The organism is Kitasatospora sp. SolWspMP-SS2h (assembly GCF_003259315.1).
Classification (GTDB): domain Bacteria; phylum Actinomycetota; class Actinomycetes; order Streptomycetales; family Streptomycetaceae; genus Kitasatospora; species Kitasatospora fiedleri.
The window spans coordinates 71,613-90,124 of record NZ_QLLT01000001.1 but is presented as its reverse complement, the minus strand read 5'-3'; the positions used below and the strand labels follow the sequence as shown (position 1 = coordinate 90,124).

The 18,512-nt window shown below is 76.5% G+C and carries 22 protein-coding genes; 10 read left to right on the top strand and 12 right to left on the bottom strand.

Features of this window, described 5'->3' with window-relative positions:
* Nucleotides 1-143: 143 nt before the first annotated feature.
* A complete protein-coding gene (locus K353_RS00330; RefSeq protein WP_111551503.1) occupies nucleotides 144-923 on the top strand; it encodes an NAD(P)H-dependent oxidoreductase in 780 nt (259 codons plus the stop codon).
* A gap of 97 nt (nucleotides 924-1,020) precedes the next feature.
* Nucleotides 1,021-1,431: an SRPBCC family protein gene (locus K353_RS00325; RefSeq protein WP_111551502.1), complete on the top strand. Its 411-nt coding sequence runs from the start codon at nucleotides 1,021-1,023 to the stop codon at nucleotides 1,429-1,431.
* A gap of 406 nt (nucleotides 1,432-1,837) precedes the next feature.
* Here the strand turns inward: K353_RS00325 and K353_RS00320 are convergent, their stop codons facing one another.
* Complete coding sequence (locus K353_RS00320) at nucleotides 1,838-2,419, bottom strand: TetR-like C-terminal domain-containing protein (protein ID WP_158585302.1); 582 nt, start codon at nucleotides 2,417-2,419, stop codon at nucleotides 1,838-1,840.
* Between the two features lie 123 nt (nucleotides 2,420-2,542).
* Here K353_RS00320 and K353_RS00315 point away from each other — a divergent pair, with 123 nt between their 5' ends.
* Nucleotides 2,543-3,760, top strand: coding sequence for an FAD-dependent monooxygenase (locus K353_RS00315; protein WP_111551500.1), 1,218 nt, complete (start codon nucleotides 2,543-2,545; stop codon nucleotides 3,758-3,760).
* 550 nt (nucleotides 3,761-4,310) lie between these two features.
* Here the strand turns inward: K353_RS00315 and K353_RS00310 are convergent.
* Entirely contained in the window at nucleotides 4,311-4,628 is a 318-nt protein-coding gene (locus tag K353_RS00310; RefSeq protein WP_233533263.1) for a cupin domain-containing protein, read from the bottom strand.
* A gap of 148 nt (nucleotides 4,629-4,776) precedes the next feature.
* Here K353_RS00310 and K353_RS00305 point away from each other — a divergent pair, with 148 nt between their 5' ends.
* Nucleotides 4,777-5,691, top strand: coding sequence for a hypothetical protein (locus tag K353_RS00305; protein WP_111551499.1), 915 nt, complete (start codon nucleotides 4,777-4,779; stop codon nucleotides 5,689-5,691).
* Nucleotides 5,692-5,718: 27 nt separating this feature from the next.
* On the opposite strand, the gene K353_RS00300 is transcribed toward K353_RS00305, so the two are convergent.
* The 8 genes from K353_RS00300 to K353_RS00265 form a co-directional block, all read right to left on the bottom strand.
* On the bottom strand, nucleotides 5,719-6,720 hold the full coding sequence (locus tag K353_RS00300; RefSeq protein WP_111551498.1) for an aldo/keto reductase: 1,002 nt from the start codon (nucleotides 6,718-6,720) through the stop codon (nucleotides 5,719-5,721).
* Nucleotides 6,717-7,694 carry a Gfo/Idh/MocA family oxidoreductase gene (locus tag K353_RS00295; RefSeq protein ID WP_111551497.1) on the bottom strand — a complete coding sequence of 326 codons (978 nt, stop codon included), beginning with the start codon at nucleotides 7,692-7,694 and terminating at the stop codon, nucleotides 6,717-6,719. The genes K353_RS00300 and K353_RS00295 overlap by 4 nt, the downstream gene beginning before the upstream one ends.
* 1 nt (nucleotide 7,695) lies before the next feature.
* Nucleotides 7,696-9,009 carry a protocatechuate 4,5-dioxygenase subunit alpha gene (gene ligA, locus K353_RS00290; RefSeq protein ID WP_111551496.1) on the bottom strand — a complete coding sequence of 438 codons (1,314 nt, stop codon included), beginning with the start codon at nucleotides 9,007-9,009 and terminating at the stop codon, nucleotides 7,696-7,698.
* Nucleotides 9,010-9,013: 4 nt separating this feature from the next.
* The gene (locus K353_RS00285; RefSeq protein WP_111551495.1) at nucleotides 9,014-9,952 is read right to left on the bottom strand and encodes an amidohydrolase family protein; all 939 of its coding nucleotides are present in this window, start codon (nucleotides 9,950-9,952) and stop codon (nucleotides 9,014-9,016) included.
* A 5-nt stretch (nucleotides 9,953-9,957) separates the two neighbouring features.
* On the bottom strand, nucleotides 9,958-10,647 hold the full coding sequence (gene ligK / locus K353_RS00280; RefSeq protein WP_111551494.1) for a 4-carboxy-4-hydroxy-2-oxoadipate aldolase/oxaloacetate decarboxylase: 690 nt from the start codon (nucleotides 10,645-10,647) through the stop codon (nucleotides 9,958-9,960).
* Between the two features lie 18 nt (nucleotides 10,648-10,665).
* Entirely contained in the window at nucleotides 10,666-11,694 is a 1,029-nt protein-coding gene (locus K353_RS00275; protein WP_111551493.1) for an amidohydrolase family protein, read from the bottom strand.
* A gap of 35 nt (nucleotides 11,695-11,729) precedes the next feature.
* Nucleotides 11,730-12,101 carry a hypothetical protein gene (locus K353_RS00270; RefSeq protein ID WP_111551492.1) on the bottom strand — a complete coding sequence of 124 codons (372 nt, stop codon included), beginning with the start codon at nucleotides 12,099-12,101 and terminating at the stop codon, nucleotides 11,730-11,732.
* 248 nt (nucleotides 12,102-12,349) lie between these two features.
* Nucleotides 12,350-13,117 carry an IclR family transcriptional regulator gene (locus tag K353_RS00265; protein ID WP_111551491.1) on the bottom strand — a complete coding sequence of 256 codons (768 nt, stop codon included), beginning with the start codon at nucleotides 13,115-13,117 and terminating at the stop codon, nucleotides 12,350-12,352.
* 111 nt (nucleotides 13,118-13,228) lie between these two features.
* On the opposite strand from K353_RS00265, the gene K353_RS00260 reads away from it, so the two are divergent.
* The 4 genes from K353_RS00260 (at nucleotide 13,229) to K353_RS34120 (ending at nucleotide 15,095) form a co-directional block, all read left to right on the top strand.
* Nucleotides 13,229-13,921, top strand: coding sequence for a substrate-binding domain-containing protein (locus K353_RS00260; RefSeq protein WP_233533262.1), 693 nt, complete (start codon nucleotides 13,229-13,231; stop codon nucleotides 13,919-13,921).
* Nucleotides 13,922-14,012: 91 nt separating this feature from the next.
* Complete coding sequence (locus K353_RS00255; RefSeq protein ID WP_111551490.1) at nucleotides 14,013-14,234, top strand: hypothetical protein; 222 nt, start codon at nucleotides 14,013-14,015, stop codon at nucleotides 14,232-14,234.
* Nucleotides 14,235-14,424: 190 nt separating this feature from the next.
* Nucleotides 14,425-14,937, top strand: coding sequence for a hypothetical protein (locus K353_RS00250; RefSeq protein WP_111551489.1), 513 nt, complete (start codon nucleotides 14,425-14,427; stop codon nucleotides 14,935-14,937).
* 17 nt (nucleotides 14,938-14,954) lie between these two features.
* Nucleotides 14,955-15,095 carry a hypothetical protein gene (locus K353_RS34120; RefSeq protein WP_158585301.1) on the top strand — a complete coding sequence of 47 codons (141 nt, stop codon included), beginning with the start codon at nucleotides 14,955-14,957 and terminating at the stop codon, nucleotides 15,093-15,095.
* A 143-nt stretch (nucleotides 15,096-15,238) separates the two neighbouring features.
* On the opposite strand, the gene K353_RS00245 is transcribed toward K353_RS34120, so the two are convergent.
* Nucleotides 15,239-15,790, bottom strand: a complete 552-nt coding sequence (locus K353_RS00245; RefSeq protein ID WP_111551820.1) for a GNAT family N-acetyltransferase — start codon at nucleotides 15,788-15,790, stop codon at nucleotides 15,239-15,241.
* A gap of 35 nt (nucleotides 15,791-15,825) precedes the next feature.
* Nucleotides 15,826-16,602, bottom strand: a complete 777-nt coding sequence (locus tag K353_RS00240; RefSeq protein ID WP_111551488.1) for an alpha/beta fold hydrolase — start codon at nucleotides 16,600-16,602, stop codon at nucleotides 15,826-15,828.
* Between the two features lie 61 nt (nucleotides 16,603-16,663).
* On the opposite strand from K353_RS00240, the gene K353_RS00235 reads away from it, so the two are divergent.
* Both K353_RS00235 and K353_RS00230 read left to right on the top strand, forming a co-directional pair.
* Nucleotides 16,664-17,158, top strand: a complete 495-nt coding sequence (locus tag K353_RS00235; RefSeq protein WP_111551487.1) for a MarR family winged helix-turn-helix transcriptional regulator — start codon at nucleotides 16,664-16,666, stop codon at nucleotides 17,156-17,158.
* An 81-nt stretch (nucleotides 17,159-17,239) separates the two neighbouring features.
* Nucleotides 17,240-18,337, top strand: coding sequence for a polyprenyl synthetase family protein (locus K353_RS00230; RefSeq protein ID WP_111551486.1), 1,098 nt, complete (start codon nucleotides 17,240-17,242; stop codon nucleotides 18,335-18,337).
* Nucleotides 18,338-18,512 lie beyond the last annotated feature (175 nt).

Genomic DNA, 18,512 nt, shown 5'->3' with positions numbered 1-18,512 from the left:
GTGGCCCTGCCAGTACCAGGAAGTCCGGTCCTACGGAAGCGGAGCCCCTGAACGTGGCGCGCCGCGGCGGCCAGGATCGGAGGCACCGCGAACCGCCCGACTGCGGGCCGTCGTACCGCGGACCACCGAACCGGAGGACCCCCATGAAGACGCTGATCGTCCACGCCCACCCGGAGCCCAAGTCGCTCAACGGCTCGCTGACCGGCCACGCGGTGACCGCCCTGCGGGCCGCCGGGCACGAGGTGCGGGTGAGCGACCTCTACGCGATGGGCTGGAAGGCGGCCGTGGACGCCGCCGACTACGGCCCCCACGCGTCCGACCCGCTGAAGGTCCCGCTGGACTCGGGCCGCGCCTTCGACGCCGGGACGCTCACCCCCGACGTCCGCGCCGAGCAGGAGAAGCTGCTCTGGGCCGACACCGTCGTGTTCCAGTTCCCGCTGTGGTGGTACGGCATGCCCGCCATCCTCAAGGGCTGGGTCGACCGGGTCTTCACCTACCGCTTCGCGTACGGCGTCGGCGAGCACAGCGCCACCAAGTACGGCGAGCGCTTCGGCGAGGGCACCCTCGCGGGCCGCCGGGCCCTGCTGTCGGTCACCGTCGGCGGTCCGGAGTCGCACTACGCCGCCCGCGGGATCAACGGGCCCATCGACGACCTGCTGTTCCCGATCCACCACGGCATCCTCTACTACCCGGGCCTGGAGGTGCTGCCGCCCTTCGTGGTGTACGGCGGCGACCGGCTCGCCGAGCAGGACTACCCGGCCGTGGCCGCGGCCTGGGAACAGCGGCTGCTCACCCTGGAGTCGACCGAGCCGATCGCCTTCCGGCCGCAGAACGCCGGCGACTACGAGATCCCCTCGCTGCACCTGAAGGACGGGCTGGAGCCGGCCGGCCGCACGGGCTTCGGGCTGCACGTGCGTCCCTGAGAGGTGGTCGACGGGCGGTGGGTGGCGGTTGGACGGCCGGTGGCCGGCCGTCGGCGTGGGGCCCGGCGGGGGCGGGCGCGGCGGATAGCATCGACGGATGACCGATTTCCGCATCGTCCTGGCCACTCCGCTGACCGCCGACGAGACCTGGCGGCGCGTCACCGACTGGCCGCGGCACGGGGCCGGGGTGCCGTTCACCGCGGTGCACGGGGACGGCCGGACGGTGGTGGCCCGCACCGGTGCGGGCCGGTTCGGCTTCGACGACGTGATGGACGTCGTCCGCTGGGAGCCGCCGCGGGCCGACCGGCCCGGTGTCTGCCGCCTGGTCAAGCGCGGCCCGCTGGTGACCGGTTGGGCCGAGATCGAGGTCCGCCCGCACCGGGGCGGCGCCGTCGTCCGCTGGCGCGAGGACCTGCGGGTCGGCCCGCTGCCCGCCCTGTTCGACCGGCCGACCGCCTGGTGCGGCCGGATCCTCTTCCGCCGGACCCTGCGCACCCTGCTGCGCTGACCGCCCCGGGGTCGGCGGCAGGCCCCGACCGGTCAGTCCCCTCCCGGACGCGGGCGTGCCGGTGCCGGTGCCGGGCCGCCGGAGCGCGGAAGACCCGGGCGAGGGCCGCCGCGCCGGAGCCGAGCCGGGCCGCAGCAGCAGGCCGCCGTCGATCGGCGGGGTGGGCCGGGCACAGCTGCTGAGACTGCCCGGCGGGATGGCGGGGGAGGGGAGGCACGCACCGCATCACGGCGCGGCCCCCGGCGCGAAGGCGGCACCGGGCCCCGGCGGGAAGGCGGCACCGGGGTCCGCCGGGAGCGCACGTGGCCGGATGGCGGGGGCGGCCGGACCGCCGTTCCTCCGGTGGGCGGTTCCTGACGGTCCGTTGTCGGCGGTGACGGCGCCGGCCGCTGCTCCGGTCCGGCCGTCAGTCCTGCCGGGCCCGCTCCCGGGCGGTCCGGATCGCGAGGATGTTGTCGACCAGGCGGGGGGCGTCGGTCGCCGGGTCCATCGGGGAGGCGAGCAGGGCGCGGACGTAGGCCGGGGCGAGGATCAGTTCGAAGACGTCGCCCCAGGTCAGCACCGTGGCGCCGGCGGCGTCTAGGGTGGCCCGGAGCTGGCGGATCCGGGGTTCGACGAAGTCGAGGCCCCGCTCGCCCTGGTGGCCGGCCCGCAGCATGGCGCGGAAGAAGGCCAGGTGGCCGGGCTCGCCCAGTTCGGCGAGCAGGCGGCTGGTCCAGCCGAGCAGGTCGGCCCGGAGGTCGCCGGTGGCGGGCAGGGGCGAACGGCGGCCCAGCTCCTCCACCACGGTGTCGATGACCAGGCCGTCGGCGGTCCGCCAGCGGCGGTAGATGGTGGCCACGTGCACGCCGGAACGCGCCGCCACCTCGGCGATCTCCACCGTGCCGTCGGCGGATTCGGCCAGCAGCTCGCGGGTGGCGGCGTGCACGGCCTCTCTGGTGCGGGCGGTCCGGCCGCCGGGCCGGGACGTCCCCGTTGCTTGCGTCACCACGCCAGTCTAGCGCCTTAGTGCGAATTTGTTGCGTTAGTGGGGCAGACGTGTCAGGCTAAATGCGAAAGATTCGCGTCAGCGCGGTCGAGGACAACGGTGCACGGTGAAGGGGAGGACGTCATGGCACGGGTTCTGGTGGTCGGCGGTGGGATCGCGGGGGACACGCTCGCGTTGATGCTGGAGCGGGACGGCTGGGCGGTCACCGTCGCCGAGATCGCCCCGGCGCCACGGGCCGGCGGGCAGGCCGTCGACCTGCGCGGCGACTGCCGCGAGGTGCTGGACGGACTCGGGCTGCTCCCGGCCGCGCTGGAGTGCCTGGTACCGCAGGCCGGGGCGGCCTGGATCGACGCGCGGGAGCGGCGGCTGGCCGAGATGCCGGTCACCGCCTTCGACGGTCGCGGCTACGTCTCCGAGGAGGAACTGCTCCGGACCGACCTGGCCCGGATCATCCACCGGGCGGCCGGCCCGGGCGTCACGCACCGGTTCGGCGAGACCGTCGAGGCACTGGAGGACACCCCCGACGGCGTGCGCGCGCGGTTCCGCAGCGGAACGACGGAGGAGTTCGACCTGGTGGTGGGCGCCGACGGCGCGCACTCCCGGGTCCGCGCCCTGCGGTTCGGCCCGGAGGAGCGCCACCGCAAGCCGCTCGGGCTGGCACACGCCTGGTTCACCCTCCCCGAACGGCCCGGGACGCCGCGGCTGGACGGCTGGTTCCTGATCTACAACGAGCCCGGCCGCCGCAGCGTGCAGGCCCGGCCGGGCCGGGCGGGCGAGCAGGAGATCGGGCTGACCTTCGCCGCCGACTCCCTGCCGCCCCGACAGGACCGCGAAGCCAGGTTCGCCCTGCTGGAGCGCACCTTCGCCGACGTCGGGTGGCGCGCGGCGGAGTTCCTGGCCGCCGCACGGCAGGCCGAGGACTTCGCGCTGGACACCTTCGACCAGGTGCGGATGCCGAGTTGGCGCGACGGCCGGGTGGTGCTGCTCGGCGACAGCGCCTGGTGCGCGAGCCCGCTCAGCGGCCTCGGCACCGCGCTGGCGCTGCGCGGCGCCGCCGAACTGGCCACCGCGCTGAAGTCGGCCGACGTCCCGGCCGACCCCGGGCGGCTGCCCGCCGCGCTGGCCTCCTACGAGCGGACGATGCGCCCGCGAGTCACCTCGGCCCAGCAACTGCCGCCCGGCCGGGTCGCCTCCATGGCGCCCGCCACGGCCCTGGGCATCCGGGCCAACGCGCTGGCGATGCGGGCACTCCAGTCGCGTCCGCTCCGTCCACTGGTCCGGCGGGCGATGGCGGGCACCGAGCACGGCCGCACCACGACCGGGGCGGCGCAGGCGGCATGAGGGGGGGGCGGGCCCCGGTCACGGCAGCGGAGGGACGGCGGGCGGCGGACGGTGAGGCCGGTGGTTTGCTCAGGCTCACGCGCACGTCCGCTGTCGCGGACGGCAACTCCTCGACGGGGCTCGGCTCGTGCTGCTCCAGCGGGCGGGGCGGTCGCGAGCCGCCGGAGGGGCTCCGGCCGGCACGCCCACCGCCGGTGCGGCGGCCTCGGCCTCCGCCCCCGACGCCGACCGGGGCGACCCGGCCGACACCTCGATCGCCGGCCCCGCGACCTCCGGCGACGCGCCGACCGGGCAGCCGACCGGCCCGGTGGCCCGGGCCGCGACGCCCGACCTCGCCGGGACGGGCGCGGACCTCTCGGTCGGCGCTATCGGGCCGGCGCTGCTCGGCGCCGGGACCGCAGCCTTCCCGGTCGGCCGCAACCGCCGCCCGCACACCCGGCACCGGGACCGGGACCGCCGCCCGTGCACCCGGCACCGGCGCCCGTGCACCCGGCACCGGCGCCAGGAATCCCCGACGGAACCCCGGCGTCCGGGGCGGCCCGGCGGGTCGTCACTCCTCCGGGAGTTCCACGATCACCAGCGTGCCCCGGCTGCCCGGGCCGACCGCGTGCGCGGTCCCGGCCGGGACCACGCACAGCTCGCCCGCCCGCACCGGCAGTGGGGCGCCCTCCCGCAGGAGTTCCAGCCGGCCGTCGAGGACGAGGAGGGCTTCGGCGGTGCGGTGGCTCTCTTCGGGCAGCGGTGTCCCGTCCATCCGCAGGACCTTCACGCAGGCCGGTCCCGCCAGGCCCAGGGGGAGGGAGTTCCAGGCTTCCGGGAGGCCGGCCGCCGTCTCCGTCAGGTTGACCGCCGGGTCGACCGGGTTCACGGCGCACGCCTCCTCACGGACCCGCCCGCCCGGACCGGCCGTTTCTCGACATCGAGGGGATGACCCGGAAACTACCCGACCGGGAGCGGCGGTTGGTCGACCGTTCGGTAAAGAATGCATCCGGCCCGGAGCGGGCACACGGCCCGACATGAACGAGACCGCACCGCCGAACCCGGAGCCGTCCGTGCCGCCGCACCCGGCGGCCCCGCCCCGTCCGGTCGCCCCGCCGAAGCCGGGCGCGCCGCCGGCCGCCGTGCCGCCGACCGCGGCTGCGCCAGGCGGGCGCCGCCGCGCGTGGCGGTTCGGCGCGGCGGCGGCCGTACTGGTCCTGGTGGGGGCCTGCGCGGTGGCCCTGGCCGGTCGGGAGGGGCGCGGGCCGGTGCACGGGGCGATGCCCGCGCCGGTCGTCGGGCCGGTGGACGGGCCGGTGGTCGGGGACGGGGCGCAGGCGCTGCCGGGGAGTCCGCACGCGCTGCTGCTGGACGGGGTGTCGGGCCGGGTCGAGATCGTCGGCTCCCGCGACTCCGCCGCCACCGCCGCGTACCTGCCCGACGGCTCCGAGGCCCTCGGCCGGGTCGGGTTCGGGCCGGCCGGGAGCGACGGCGCCGTGCCCGTGCGGTGCGCCGCCGCGGACGGCGGGCCGCTCGCGCGGTGCGGCGGGGTGCTGCGGCTCACCGTCCCGGAGGACACCGCGCTGACGGTCCGCCAGGAGTCCGGGGAGATCGCGCTGTCCGGGCTGCGCGGCGACCTCGCGCTGTCGCTGGCCTCGATCCGCTGCACCGCCGTCGGCCTGCGCCCGGAGCACGCGACGGTGTCGGTCCGCTCCGGCAGCGCCGACCTCGGCTTCGCCGCCCCGCCCGGCGACCTGACCCTGGAGTCGACGTCCGCCTCGGTGGCCCTGCGGCTGCCGGCCGACCACCCCGACGACGGGTACGCCTTCGAGTCGGACGGGGCCTCCTCCGACGTCCGGATCGCGCTGCCCGAGCGGCCGGGCGCCGACCACCGGGTGCGGCTGCGCACCACCTCGGCCTCGGTGGCCGTGCTGCCCGCCGAGGCCGGGTGACGCGGAGCGGCGCGGGCTGACGCCGGGTCAGCCCGCCCCGCCGCAGCGCTCGGTGTCGATCTCCGGCAGGGTCGCCGCCGCGTAGCGCGCGCCGTGCACCGTCCGGTCGGACAGCACCCGGTCGGCCGCTGACAGCAGCTCGGCGGGGACGTCCAGGTCGAGGGCGGCGACGTCCTCGCGCAGGTGGGACACCGAGCGGGTGCCCGGGATGGCCAGGACGTGCTCGCCCCGGGAGAGCACCCAGGCCAGGGCCAACTGGGCCACCGTCAGGCCCGCGGCCGCCGCCAGGGCGGACAGCTCGGCGCGCAGGGCCAGGTTGGCCGGGTAGTGGGCGTCGGCGAAGCGCGGCATGCCGAGCCGGATGTCGCCGGGCGGCAGGTCGGCCGTCCGGGGCGGCTCGTCGGTCAGGAAGCCGCGCCCGACCGGGCTGAACGCGACCAGGGCGACGCCCAGTTCGCGGGTGGCGGCCAGGGTGCCGCGCTCCGGGTTGCGGGTCCACAGGCTGTACTCGTTCTGCAGCGCCGCCACCGGGTGCACCGCGTGCGCCCGGCGCAGGGTGGCCGCCGACACCTCGGACAGGCCGATCGCGCGGACCTTGCCCGCCGCGACCAGCTCGCCCAGCGCGCCGACGCTCTCCTCGACGGGGACGGCCGGGTCGAGCCGGTGCAGGTAGTACAGGTCGATCACGTCGGTGCGCAGCCGGGCCAGCGACTCCTCCGCGGTGCGCCGGATCGTCTCCGGGCGGCCGTCGATGACCCGCCGCCCGTCCACGCCGGTCATGCCGCACTTGGAGGCCAGCACGATCCGCTCGCGGTGCGGGCCCAGCACCCGGCCGACCAGTTCCTCGTTGGCGCCGAAGCCGTACAGCGCGGCCGTGTCGAACAGGGTGACGCCCGCGTCCAGCGCGGACAGCAGCAGTTTCGCGGCGTCCTCGGGGGAGGGCGGGGTGCCGTAGGCGTGGCTGAGGTTCATGCAGCCGAGGCCGACGGCCGGGACCTCGAACGGCCCGATGCGACGGATCCCGCTCATGCGCCCACCGGGGCGGCGGTGAGCTGCCGTTCCAGGTCGGCCAGGGTGCGGTAGCAGGGCAGCACCTGGGCGAGCGAGGCGTTCGGCTCGCGGCCCTCGCGGATCGCCGCGACGAACTCGCGGTCCTGCAGTTCGATGCCGTCCAGCGAGACGTCGATGCCGCTGACGTCGATCGGTTCGTCTTCTCCGGTCACCAGGTCATCGTAGCGAGCCAGGTAGGTGCCGGTGTCGCCGATGTAGCGGAAGAAGGTGCCCAGCGGGCCGTCGTTGTTGAAGGAGAGCGAGAGGGTGCAGATCGCGCCGCTCGCGGTCCGGAGCTGGACCGACATGTCCATCGCGATGCCCAGCTCGGGGTGGATCGGGCCCTGGAGCGCGTTGGCCCGGACGATCGGCGAACCGGTCTGGTAGGCGAACAGGTCGACGGTGTGCGCGGCGTGGTGCCAGAGCAGGTGGTCGGTCCAACTGCGCTGCTGCCCGAGCGCGTTGAGGTTGCTGCGGCGGAAGAAGTAGGTCTGCACGTCCAGCTGCTGGATGGTCAGCTCGCCCGCCGCGACCCGGCGGCGCACCCACTGGTGGCTGGGGTTGAAGCGGCGGGTGTGCCCGGCCATCGCCACCAGGCCGGTGCGCTCGGCCGCCGCGGCGCACGCCTCGGCGTCCGGCAGCGAGGCCGCCACCGGGATCTCCACCTGCACGTGCTTGCCCGCCGCCAGGCACTGCCGGGTCTGGGCGGCGTGCAGCGGCGTCGGGGTGGCCAGCACCACCGCGTCCACGTCGTCCATCGCCAGGACCTCCTCCAGGCTGCCCGCCGCCCGGGCGATGCCCTGCTCGGCGGCGAACTTCCGGGCGCCGTCCAGCGAGGAGGAGACCGCGGCGGCCACCTCCACGCCCTCGATCCGGCGCAGGGCCGCCGCGTGCTTGGCGCCGAACGCGCCGCCGCCCGCCAGGGCGATCCTCAGGGGCTGCTGCTTCGTCATCTCAGTTCTCCTCGGCGGGAGTCGGGCCCGGCGGGCGGTTGGTCAGGATCAGGTGGCCGACGGCCGTGTTGGACGCCGGAACGTGGTAGAAGCGGTGCTCGACGTCCACGGCGCCGCCGCCGTCCACGTCGCTCAGCGCGCCGCGCGCGATCAGCCACATCACCAGCTCGATGCCCTCCGAGCCGGCCTCCTCCACGTACTCCAGGTGCGGCACCCGGGCCAGGCCCGCCGGGTCGGCGACCAGCCGGTCCAGGAACGCGTTGTCCCACTCCCGGTTGATCAACCCGGCGCGCGGGCCCTGGAGCTGGTGGCTCATCCCGCCGGTGCCCCAGACCTGCACGTCCAGCGGGCGCGGGTACGACTCGATCGCCCGGCGCAGCGCCCGGCCCAGCTCGAAGCAGCGCGCCCCCGACGGCACCGGGTACTGCACCACGTTGACGTGCAGCGGGATCACCCGGCACGGCCAGCGCTCCACCTCGCCGAACATCAGCGACAGCGGCACGGTCAGCCCGTGGTCGACCGGCATCTCGTTGGCCAGGGTGAGGTCGAAGTCGTCCTGGATCAGGCAGTGCGCGAGGTGCGCGGCCAGCTCCGGGTCGCCCTCGACGCCGGGCACCGGGCGCGGGCCGTAGCCCTCGTCGGCGGTCGGGTAGGCGGCGCCGGTGCCCAGCACGAAGGTCGGGATCAGCGAGAGGTCGAAGGCGCTGGCGTGGTCGTTGTATACCAGCACCACCACGTCCGGGACGTGCGCGGCGGCCCACCGCCGGGAGTGCTCGTACCCGGCGAACACCGGCCGCCAGTACGGCTCCCCGGTCCGGCCGTGGTCCAGCGCGGCGCCGATCGCCGGGACGTGCGAGGTGAACACGGCGGCCGAGACGGCGGCGTGCTCGGCGGGCGGCGCCTGGCCGGCGTGCGCGGCCTCCAGCACGGCGTGGTCGATCCGGCTGCCCGAGGCGGTGGCCGAGCGGCCGCCGGAGGCCATCATCTCCCGGTACTCCCGCTCGGTCATGCCGGTCATCGAGCCCGCCATCTGCTGGAACGACAGCCCCAGCGTGGCACCCCACTTGGCGAGGAAGTAGATGTTCCCGCCCTCGCGCACCGCCGCGTTCAGGTCCCGCTCCAGCAGCGCCCGCTTCTGCTCCTCGCGCAGCGGCCAGGCGTCCAGGTAGGCGCGCTCGTCGGCCAGGTAGGCGGCCCGGTTCTCGGCCGTCATCAGCGACATGCAGAACTGGTTGAGGTGGTAGCCGCGGGCGGACTGCTCGGCGTCGAAGACGGTGGTGCCGGGGACGAGCCGGTAGCTGCGGTCCAGTGCCATGCCGTCAACTCCCTTCGTTCCCGGGCCGGTGCGGCTCGGGCCAGTACAGGCGGTTCGGGTTGTCCACCAGCAGTCGGCGGCGCAGTTCGGGGGTGGGCGCGACGTGCGGCAGGAAGTCGACCAGCAGGCCGTCGTCCGGCATGTGGCCCTTCAGGTTGGGGTGCGGCCAGTCGGTGCCCCAGAGCACCCGGTCGGGGAACTCCTCGACCACCCGGCGGGCGAACGGCACCACGTCCCGGTACGCGGCCCGCTCGCCGTCCAGCGCGGGCGGGCCGGTCAGCGAGAGCCGCTCCGGGCAGCCGACCTTGCACCAGACGTCCTCCCGGGCCCGCAGGAAGGAGAGGAACTCCGCGAACTCCGGGCCGTCCGGGTCCTTCGAGACGTCCGGGCGGCCCAGGTGGTCGACCACCAGCGGCACCGGGACGGAGAGGAAGAACTCGCGCAGCCCGGCGAGGTCGGCGGCCTCGAAGTACAGCACCACGTGCCAGCCCAGCGGGGCGATCCGCGCCACCACGTCCCGCAGGTCCGCGCGCGGGGTGACGTCCACCAGGCGGCGGACGAAGTTGAACCGGACGCCGCGCACCCCCGCCTCGTGCAGCTCGCGCAGCTCCGCGTCCGAGATGCCGGGCCGCACCGTCGCCACGCCGCGCGCCCGGCCGTCCGACCGGCGCAGCGCGTCCAGCAGGGCCCGGTTGTCGGTGCCGTGGCAGGTCGCCTGGACGATCACGTTGCGGGCGAAGCCCAGGTGGTCGCGGAGGGCGAACAGCTGCTCGGCGGAGGCGTCGCACGGGGTGTACTTGCGCTCCGGCGCGTACGGGAACTCGGCGGCCGGGCCGAACACGTGGCAGTGCGCGTCCACCGCGCCCTCGGGGAGCGCGAGTTCGGGGCGGCTGGGGGAGGGGTGCCAGTCCAGCCAGCCCGGGGTCTTCCGCTGTTCCGTCACGGTGATCAGTCCTCGTAGCGCAGGCCGAGCGCGGCCAGCGGGCCGCGCATCGCGTACATGTCCAGGCCGAGCTCGCCCGCGCGCAGCCGCGCGCGCTTGCCCGCCTCGTTCTCCTCGCGCCGCGCGGACGCCCCGGCGGTCGCGGCGGCCCGCTCGCGCGGCACCACCACCACGCCGTCCGCGTCCGCCAGCACCACGTCACCCGGGCGGACCGGCGCGTTGGCGCACACCACCGGGACGTTGACCGAGCCCAGGGTGGCCTTCACCGTGCCGCGCGCGTTGACCGCCCGGGAGAACACCGGGAAGTTCATCGCCGCCAGCTCCGCGACGTCCCGCACCCCGCCGTCGATCACCAGGCCCGCGCAGCCCCGGGAGCGGAACGAGGTCGCCAGCAGCTCGCCGAAGAACCCGTCCTCGCTCTCCGTGGTGCAGGCCGCCACCACCACGTCACCCGGCCGGATCTGCTCCGCCGCGACGTGCAGCATCCAGTTGTCGCCCGGCTGGAGCAGCACCGTCACCGCCGGGCCGCACAGCCGCGCCGCCGGGTACACCGGGCGCAGGTACGGGCGGGCCAGGCCGGTGCGGCCCATCGCCTCGTGGACGGTCGCCGTGCCGAAGGCCGCCAGCGCGGCCACCGCGGCCGGATCGGGCCGCTCGATCCTCGTGTGCACGACACCGAGTTCGGGGTGCGTCATGGTCTGCTCCTGGGGGTCTCAGCGGCCGGCCGCGGCGAGGCGGGCGGCCAGGCGGGGGTGGACGCGCAGCGCGTTGCCGGCGTACACGGCCGCCCGCTGCGCGTCGGTGAGCCGGTCGGTCGCGTCCACGTACCGCCGGGTGTCGTCGAAGTGGTGGCCGGTCAGCGGGTCGACCCCCCGCACCGCGCCGATCATCTCGCTGGCGAACAGCACGCCCCCGGACGGGACCACGGACGCCAGCAGGTCGATGCCGGGCTGGTGGTACACGCAGGTGTCGAAGAAGACGTTCGTGCCCACCAGCTCCTCCGGGCGCGGCCCGCCCAGCGCCTGCGCCAGCCCGCGGAAGCGCCCCCAGTGGTAGGGCACCGCGCCGCCGCCGTGCGGCACCACCAGCCGCAGCGTCGGGAAGTCCGCGAACAGGTCGCCCTGGAGCAGCTGCATGAACGCGGTGGTGTCGGCGTTCAGGTAGTGCGCGCCGGTGGTGTGGAACGCCGGGTTGCAGGAGGTCGACACGTGCACCATCGCCGGGACGTCGTACTCCACCAGCGCCTCGTACAGCGGGTACCAGCTCCGGTCGGTCAGCGGCGGCGCGCTCCAGTGCCCGCCCGACGGGTCCGGGTTGAGGTTCACCGAGACCGCGCCCAGCTCCTCCACCGCCCGCCGCAGCTCCGGCAGGCAGCTCGCCGGGTCCACGCCCGGCGACTGCGGCAGCATCGCGCCCATCGCGAAGCGCTCCGGGAACAGCGCGCCCACCCGGTGCACCAGGTCGTTGCAGATCCGGGCCCAGGCGGCGGAGACCGCGAAGTCGCCCAGGTGGTGGGCCATGAAGCTGGCGCGCGGCGAGAAGACGGTCAGGTCGGTGCCGCGCTCGTCCATCAACCGCAGCTGGTGGGGCTCGACCGCCGCGCGCAGCTCGTCGTCCGAGATGCGCGGCCCGGCCGGGTCGGGGGCGGCGGCCGGTTCGCCCGCGGCGGCGACCTGGCGTTCGCGCCAGGCGGCGAGCCGGGGCGGGGCGGTGGTGAAGTGGCCGTGCGCGTCGATGATCACGGGGCTCTCCTGCGAGGTGGGCGGGTCGGAGGGGTTCAGGCGCCGGCGGCCGGCCGGCCGGTCTCCTGCTCGGCCGGGTACGCGTGGCCTGCCGGGTACGCGTGGTCCGCCGAGTACGCGTGGCCCGCGCGGGTGCCCACCCCGCCGTCCAGCCCGCCCGGTCGGCGGCGCGGCCCGTGCCGCGTCGCGTCCGCCGCCGCCGTGAAGCGCACCCGGGGGCGGGCGATCGCCACGTCCGGCACCCCGGTGCCGCGGACGCCGAAGTGCACCGCCCCGCCGTCCCGTTCGCGGGCGTCCGCCAGGCCGGCGAACACCTCGGTCCGCAGGTACGGCCACACCGGGGCGTCCACGACGGAGTCGGCAACGGCAACGGCAACGGCGGCGGAGTCGGTGACGGGTTCGGGCATGACGGCTCCAGGGCGCGGCGGGGCGAGGGTGGCGGCACCCGGGGCGACAGGCCGGCCGGGCACGCCCCGAACGTTGGCAGCTCGCTCCGCCGGCCGTCGCCACCCTTTCCGCCTGACGGAAACGCGCTGCTCGCGGCGGGCCGCGCGGCGCAGACTGCGGGACGGCCCACGGCGTCGTACGCAGTGCGGTGCCGTACGCAGTGCGGTGTCGCGCGCGGTGTGCCGGGCGCGCTACGGCGTCGGGCGCACTACAGCGCCGTGCGGGCCCGCCGTCCCAACTCCTCGGAGATCCCGTGCACCGCCCGCAGCAGCGGCTCCCGCAGCCCGCGCGCCCGCTCCGCGCCGCGCGCCGCCACCACGATCCCCAGCGCCGCGCCCACCGGCCCGGTCCGGCCGATCCGCACCGGCGCGGCCACCGCCACCGTGCTCTCCGACAGCTGACGGTCGCTCACGAACACCTGCTCGCGGCGGATCAGGTCCAGCTGCGCCCGCAGCGTCCTCGGGTCGGTCACCGTGTGCGGCGTCCACGAGCGCAGCGGCGCCGCCAGCACCTCCTCCTGCAACGCGCGCGGCGCGTGCGCCAGCAGCACCCGGCCCATCCCCGTCGACCCGACCGGGAACCGGGTGCCCACCATCGTCAGCAGCTCCACCGAGCGGTGCCCCGCGATCCGCTCCACGAACACCAGCTCGGTGCCCTCGCGGACCGCCAGCTGGATGTTCTCGTGCGTCGCCTCGTACAGGTCCTGCATGAACGGCAGCGCCGCGTCCCGCAGGATCTGGGTCCGCGGACACCCCGAGGCGATCTCCCACAGCCGCAGCCCCACGTGCCACGACCCGTCCTCGGCCCGCTCCAGCGCGCCCCAGGACGCCAGCTCCGCCACCACCCGGTGCGCGGTGCTGACCGCCAGCCCCGTGCACTGCGCGATCTCCGACAGCGTCCGCGACGGGTGCTCGCGGTCGAACACCGCCAGCACCTGGAGGACCTTGCCGGCCGCCGAAACCCGGTTCGCACTCATCCCGCCAGTCTCGCACCCGCCCGTCCTGCCCCCGCCCGTCCTGCCCCCGCCCGTCCTGCCCCCGCCGGTCCCGCCCCTGCCGGTCTCGTCCCTGCCCCTGGAGGAACCCCCGTGGACCTGCTCGCCCTGACCTCGATGGCCGTCCGCCCCGCCCTCGCCGACCTCGCCCCGCTGCTGCCCCCGGTACGGTTCGAGGCCGCCGGCGGCGTCGAGGTGGCCCGCCGCATCCGCGCGGGCGCGTCCGCCGACCTCGCCGTGCTCGCCGCCGACGCGCTCGCCGCGCTGCACGCCGAAGGGCTGGTGGAACGCCCCCGCCCGCTCTGGGACTCCGCCACCGTCGCCGCCGTGCCCGCCGACGCCCCGCCCGCCGACCTCGCCACCACCGCCGACCTGCGCACCCTGCTCACCACCGCCCGGGCCGTCGCCCACTCCACCGGCCCCAGCGGCACCGCCCTGCGCGCCCTGGTCGACCGGCTCGGCCTCGCCGCCCGGGTCCGCCTCGTCCAGGCCCCGCCCGGCACCCCCGCCGGCCGGCTGCTCACCGACGGCCGCGCCGACCTCGCCTTCCAGCAGCACAGCGAACTCGCCGACCTCCCCGGCGTCCGCGTCCTCGGCCCGCTGCCCGGTGACACCGCCCTCACCTCCACCTTCGCCGCCGCCGTCCTCACCGCCGCCCCCCGCCCCGGCCCCGCCCGCCACCTGCTCGACCTGCTCGACCGCCTCGCCGCCGCCGGGGCCCCGCCCACCGCCCGGGCCCGCGGAATGCACCCGCACACCCCGGCGGTCGACCGTCCCGCCGGGTGACCGTCCCGCCGGGTGACCCCCGACCGGCGCCGGGGCGGCCCCGGCCGAATTCGGTTCCGGCGGACCTGCCCGACCGCCTACCATCGCGGCCATGCCCAGACCCTTCGGCTTCAGCTACGACCGGCGCCCCGACGGCACCGTCACGATCACCCACCAGGGCCGCCCGGCCGGCACGCTGCGCGGGGCGCGCGCCGAGAAGTTCCTCGCGGAGGCCGCCTCCGGGGACGCCCAGCTGGTGATGGCCCGCTGGACGGGCGCGTACAAGCACGGCAACGAGCGCACGGCCCGCGACCACCCGCGCAACCGGCGCTGACCCTCCCGTCGCGGCCCCGGCCTCCCGTCCCGGCCTCCCGTCGCGGCCTCCCGTCCCGGCCTCCCGTCGCGGCCCGGCCTCCCGTCCCTCCGCCGGGCGATAGCGCACCGCCCGGCGCGTCGTCAACTCCGCGACGCGGCACGCCGATAACGGCTGGACGGCCCCGCGCCCGGTGCCGAGACTGGGTCCGGTGACGACCCATACGGACCACTCGACGGCCCCCTCCGCCGCCGCCCCCTCCACCGACCTCGGCGAACTGCGGCGGCAGTTGGCCGTCCTGCACGGCGGCAAGGTGACCTCGGTGCACGTCCCCGGCGGCGACGCGGGCCTGTTCGCCCTGCTGCTCGGCCTGCCGGACCCCCGGCCCGACGGCCCGGCCGAACTCGCCCACCGCTGGCTCACCGTCGCCCGCAGCGGCTGGACCCTCGACCGCCCCACCACCGCCCGCACCACCCCCGGCCCCGGGGCCCGGCACCTGGCCGACGACCTGCGGGCCCTGATCGGCCGGGAGATCACCGCCGTCCGGATCACCGAACCCGGCTGGGACACCCTGATCGAGTTCGGCGACCACCACCTGCGCATCCACCCCGCCGCCCCCGCCCTCCACACCCCACCCGACGAAACCCCCGCCTGGGCCCTGCGCCTCCCCTCCCGCCACCTCCTCCTGATCGGCCCCGGCCCCCGCTGGCGAACCCGCCACTGACCCGAGACGACACCCGAATGCTGCGCCACGTCCACCGCGTCACCGCGTACGACCCCGCCGACCGCCCCGACCCGACGGCGCCCTGCGTCGCGGCGGGGTCGATCACCGCGATCGACCCGGTCCGCGAACAGGTCGAGGTCGCGCCCGCAGAGCGCTGAAACGACCGCCGGGATAGGGACGAGTTGCCGGTCGACGAGGTCACCCGGCTGATTCCGCAGCCGGCCGCGTTCATGGGCGGTGGTTGACCAGCTCGCGGCGGAACGGTCCCGGTGGAGGGCGGGGCGTTCGGCGTGGTGGGGTGTCAGGTTCGGGGGGCGGGGGGCGGGGGTTCGCTGGTCCAGCGGATCTCGCCGTCGACGGTGGTGTCGGTCGGGGTCAGGCCGAGGGCGCGGGCGACGCCGGCGGAGGCCGGGTGCTCGGGGTGGATGTGGGCGAGCAGGACGTCCACCCGCCGGGTGCGGAGCCAGTGGGCCATCGCGCGTGCGCCCGTGCGGGCGTGGCCGTGTCCCTGGTGGGCGGTGCCGATCACCCAGGCCAGTTCCGCCGTGACGCGGCCGTCCGGGGTGCGCGCCAGGGTGGCCTGGACCGTGCCGACGAGCTGCCGGTCGGAGTCGCGGCGCAGCATCCAGTTGAGCCAGCCCTGTTCGCCGTCCGGGGAGCAGCCCCGCTCCAGGCGGCGGTAGCGGGCGTGGAGCTGCTCCGGTGGGAGCGGGTGTCCGCCGGTCCAGGTGTGCAGCCGTACGTCGTCCAGGAGGGTGAACGCCTCCGCGGCGTGCGCCGCCCGCAGCGGTTCGAGGCGGAGGGCTCCGGCGGTGATCTCGGTGGCGACGGGCCACCGCGCTGGGTCGGGCATCCCGGCAGCGTACGCCGCGGTGCCCCGGCGGGTGGTCACCCGGTGCGGAGCGGGCCGTCCAGCTCCGCGTCGAGGTGGGCGAGGACCGCCTCCGGCTGTTCCAGGTGGGGGAGGTGTCCGGCTCCGGGCACGACGGCGAAGCGGGCGGCGGGGAAGGCGCGGGCGTAGGCGGCGCCGTACCCGGGGGTGGCGACCCGGTCGCTCTCGCCCCACAGCACCAGGACGGGCACCCGGACGTCGCCCAGCCGCTCCCGCAGCCCGGGGTCGTGCATGTAGGGGTCGCCGGCCAGCGCCCGCATGGTGGCCAGGTTGGACCGGCGGCGGGCGAGTTCGGCCGGGGGGAGGGTGGCGGGGTCGACGAAGTGGCGGTCGGGGTCGTGCCAGGAGTGCTCGGCCAGGCCGCGGGCGTCGAGGGCGAAGACGTCGGTGAGCGGCTCCCCGTCCACCCGGATGCCCACGGCGTCGATCAGCACCAGCCCGCCGACCACCGCCCCGCCACCGGCTCCCGTTCCGGTGTCGCGCAGCGCCATCTCGGCGCCGATCCAGCCGCCCAGGGAGGAGCCGACGACCAGGACGTCCCGCAGGCCGCGCAGGCGCAGCAGGTCGAGGTAGTGCTCGGCGAGGTCGGCGATCCGCGCGAGCGCGGCGGGGCGTTCGGTGCCGTCCCAGCCGGGGTGGACGGGGGTGAGGACGTGGGCGGTGCGGGCCAGTCGGGCGGCCAGCGGGGCGACGGTGGCGGGGCCGCCGCCACCGTGCAGGAGCAGGACGGGGCGGCCGGTACCGGCCTCGGTGAGGAGCTGTTCGGCGGTCATGCGTCCAGCTTAACTAAGGATGCTTAATTAAGCTAGTTGGGTCAGGGGTAGGCTGGCGGGCATGAACCCCGAGCTCCACGTTCTCGGCCAGGCCGTCAAGCAGGTCCAGTACCGGCAGCACCGCGCCCTCGACACCGCCCTGACCGCCGTCGGCACCACCCTCGCCCAGTGGGACGCGCTCCGGGCGATCGGCCGCCGCCCCGGCGCCTCGGCCCGGGAACTCGCCGCCGCCACCTTCCAGACCGAGCAGTCCTTCGGCACCCTGGCCGGCCGCCTCCTCGCCCAGGGCCTGATCGAACGCACCCCCGGCCGCGGCCGCCGCCTCGAACACCGCCTCACCCCCGCCGGCGACCGCCTCCTCACCACCGGCGAACAGGCCGCCGACCAGGTCCTCGCCGCCCACTTCGCCCCGCTGGACGCCGCGGACCGCGCCACCCTGCTCCGCCTGCTCCGCACCCTGGCCCCCGCACCCGCCGGCGGCACCGCACCCGCCGCCGACACCCCCGCGCCCGCCGGCGGCACCGCGCCCGCCAGCGGCACCGCCGAGAACGGCTGACGGCACCGCCGAGAACGGCTGACGGCCGCTCAGCGCGGGGGAGGGGAGCCCGTCGGGGCGGCGGCGTGACAACCTGGCGGCGTGAACGACGTCCTCACCGCCGCGCTGCGCCGCGCCGCCGACCACCAGCACCGCTTCGAAGCGCGCTTCGCGGCGCACCTCGACGCCCTGGCCGACCCGGCGGCCGGTCCGCTGGAGCCGCCGCCGCACGGCAGGTTCCCGGCCCGGGCCCTCGCGCTGGTGCGCGAACTGTCGCTGCGCGGCGGCAAACGGCTGCGAGTCGCCCTGCTGCACGAGGCCGCCGCCCTGGTCACCGACCGGCCGGTACCCGGCCTGGACGCCGCCGCGATCGGCGTCGAACTGCTGCACACCCACGGCCTGATCCACGACGACCTGATCGACGACGCCCCCGTGCGCCGGGGCGGCCCGTCCACGTACCACGCCTACCGCCAGGAGTTCCCCGACCGGCCCGACACCGCCCTCGCCCTCACCGTCCTGGCCGGGGACCTGGCCGCCTTCCTGGCCGTCCGCGCCCTGCTCTCCGGCGACCTGCCCCCCGCCCGCGCCCTGGCCATGGCCACCGTCGCCACCGACGCCGCGGCCGCCGCGGTCAACGGACAACTCCTCGACCTGGAACGCGACTTCCACCCCGCACCCGAGACCGAGTTCCTGCACACCGTCACCGAGTACAAGTCCACCCGCTACTCGATCCTCGCCCCGCTGCGTCTGGGCCTGCTCGCCGCCGGCGCCGACCCCGCCCCGCACGACGCCGAACTGCGCGCCTACGCCACCGCGCTGGGCATCGCCAACCAGATCCACGACGACTGGCTCGACCTCTTCGGCGACCCGGCCGCCCTCGGCAAACCCCTCGGCACCGACCTCCGCGCCGGCCGCCGCAGTTACCTCGTCCGCGCCCTGCTGGCCGCCACCGCCGACGACGCCCCCGCCCGCGCCACCCTGCACGCCGTCCTGGGCGTCCCGCACCCGGACGAGGACGCCCTCGCCGAACTGCGCGACCTCGCCCGCGCCCGCGGCCTCGACCGCACCCTGCACGACGAAGCCGCTCGGCACGCCCACCGCGCCGCCACCCTGGCCACCGCCTGGCAGCGGCACTGGCGTCCGGACGCCGTCGCCTTCTTCACCCACCTCCCGGCCTGGTCCGTCACCCGCGACCACTGAAGACCCGCCGCGCCGGGCGGGACCGGCCCGTGCCGAAGGACCCCCGGGAACCGCTGCACCACGGCCGGTCCCCCGGTAGGGCGGGGCGAGCCGTCGCGCTCCGGATCTCCCGCACCAGTGCTGAGGCCGGACTCGACGCGACCGGCCCGGCCGCCCGCACGGGGCAGCCGGGCCG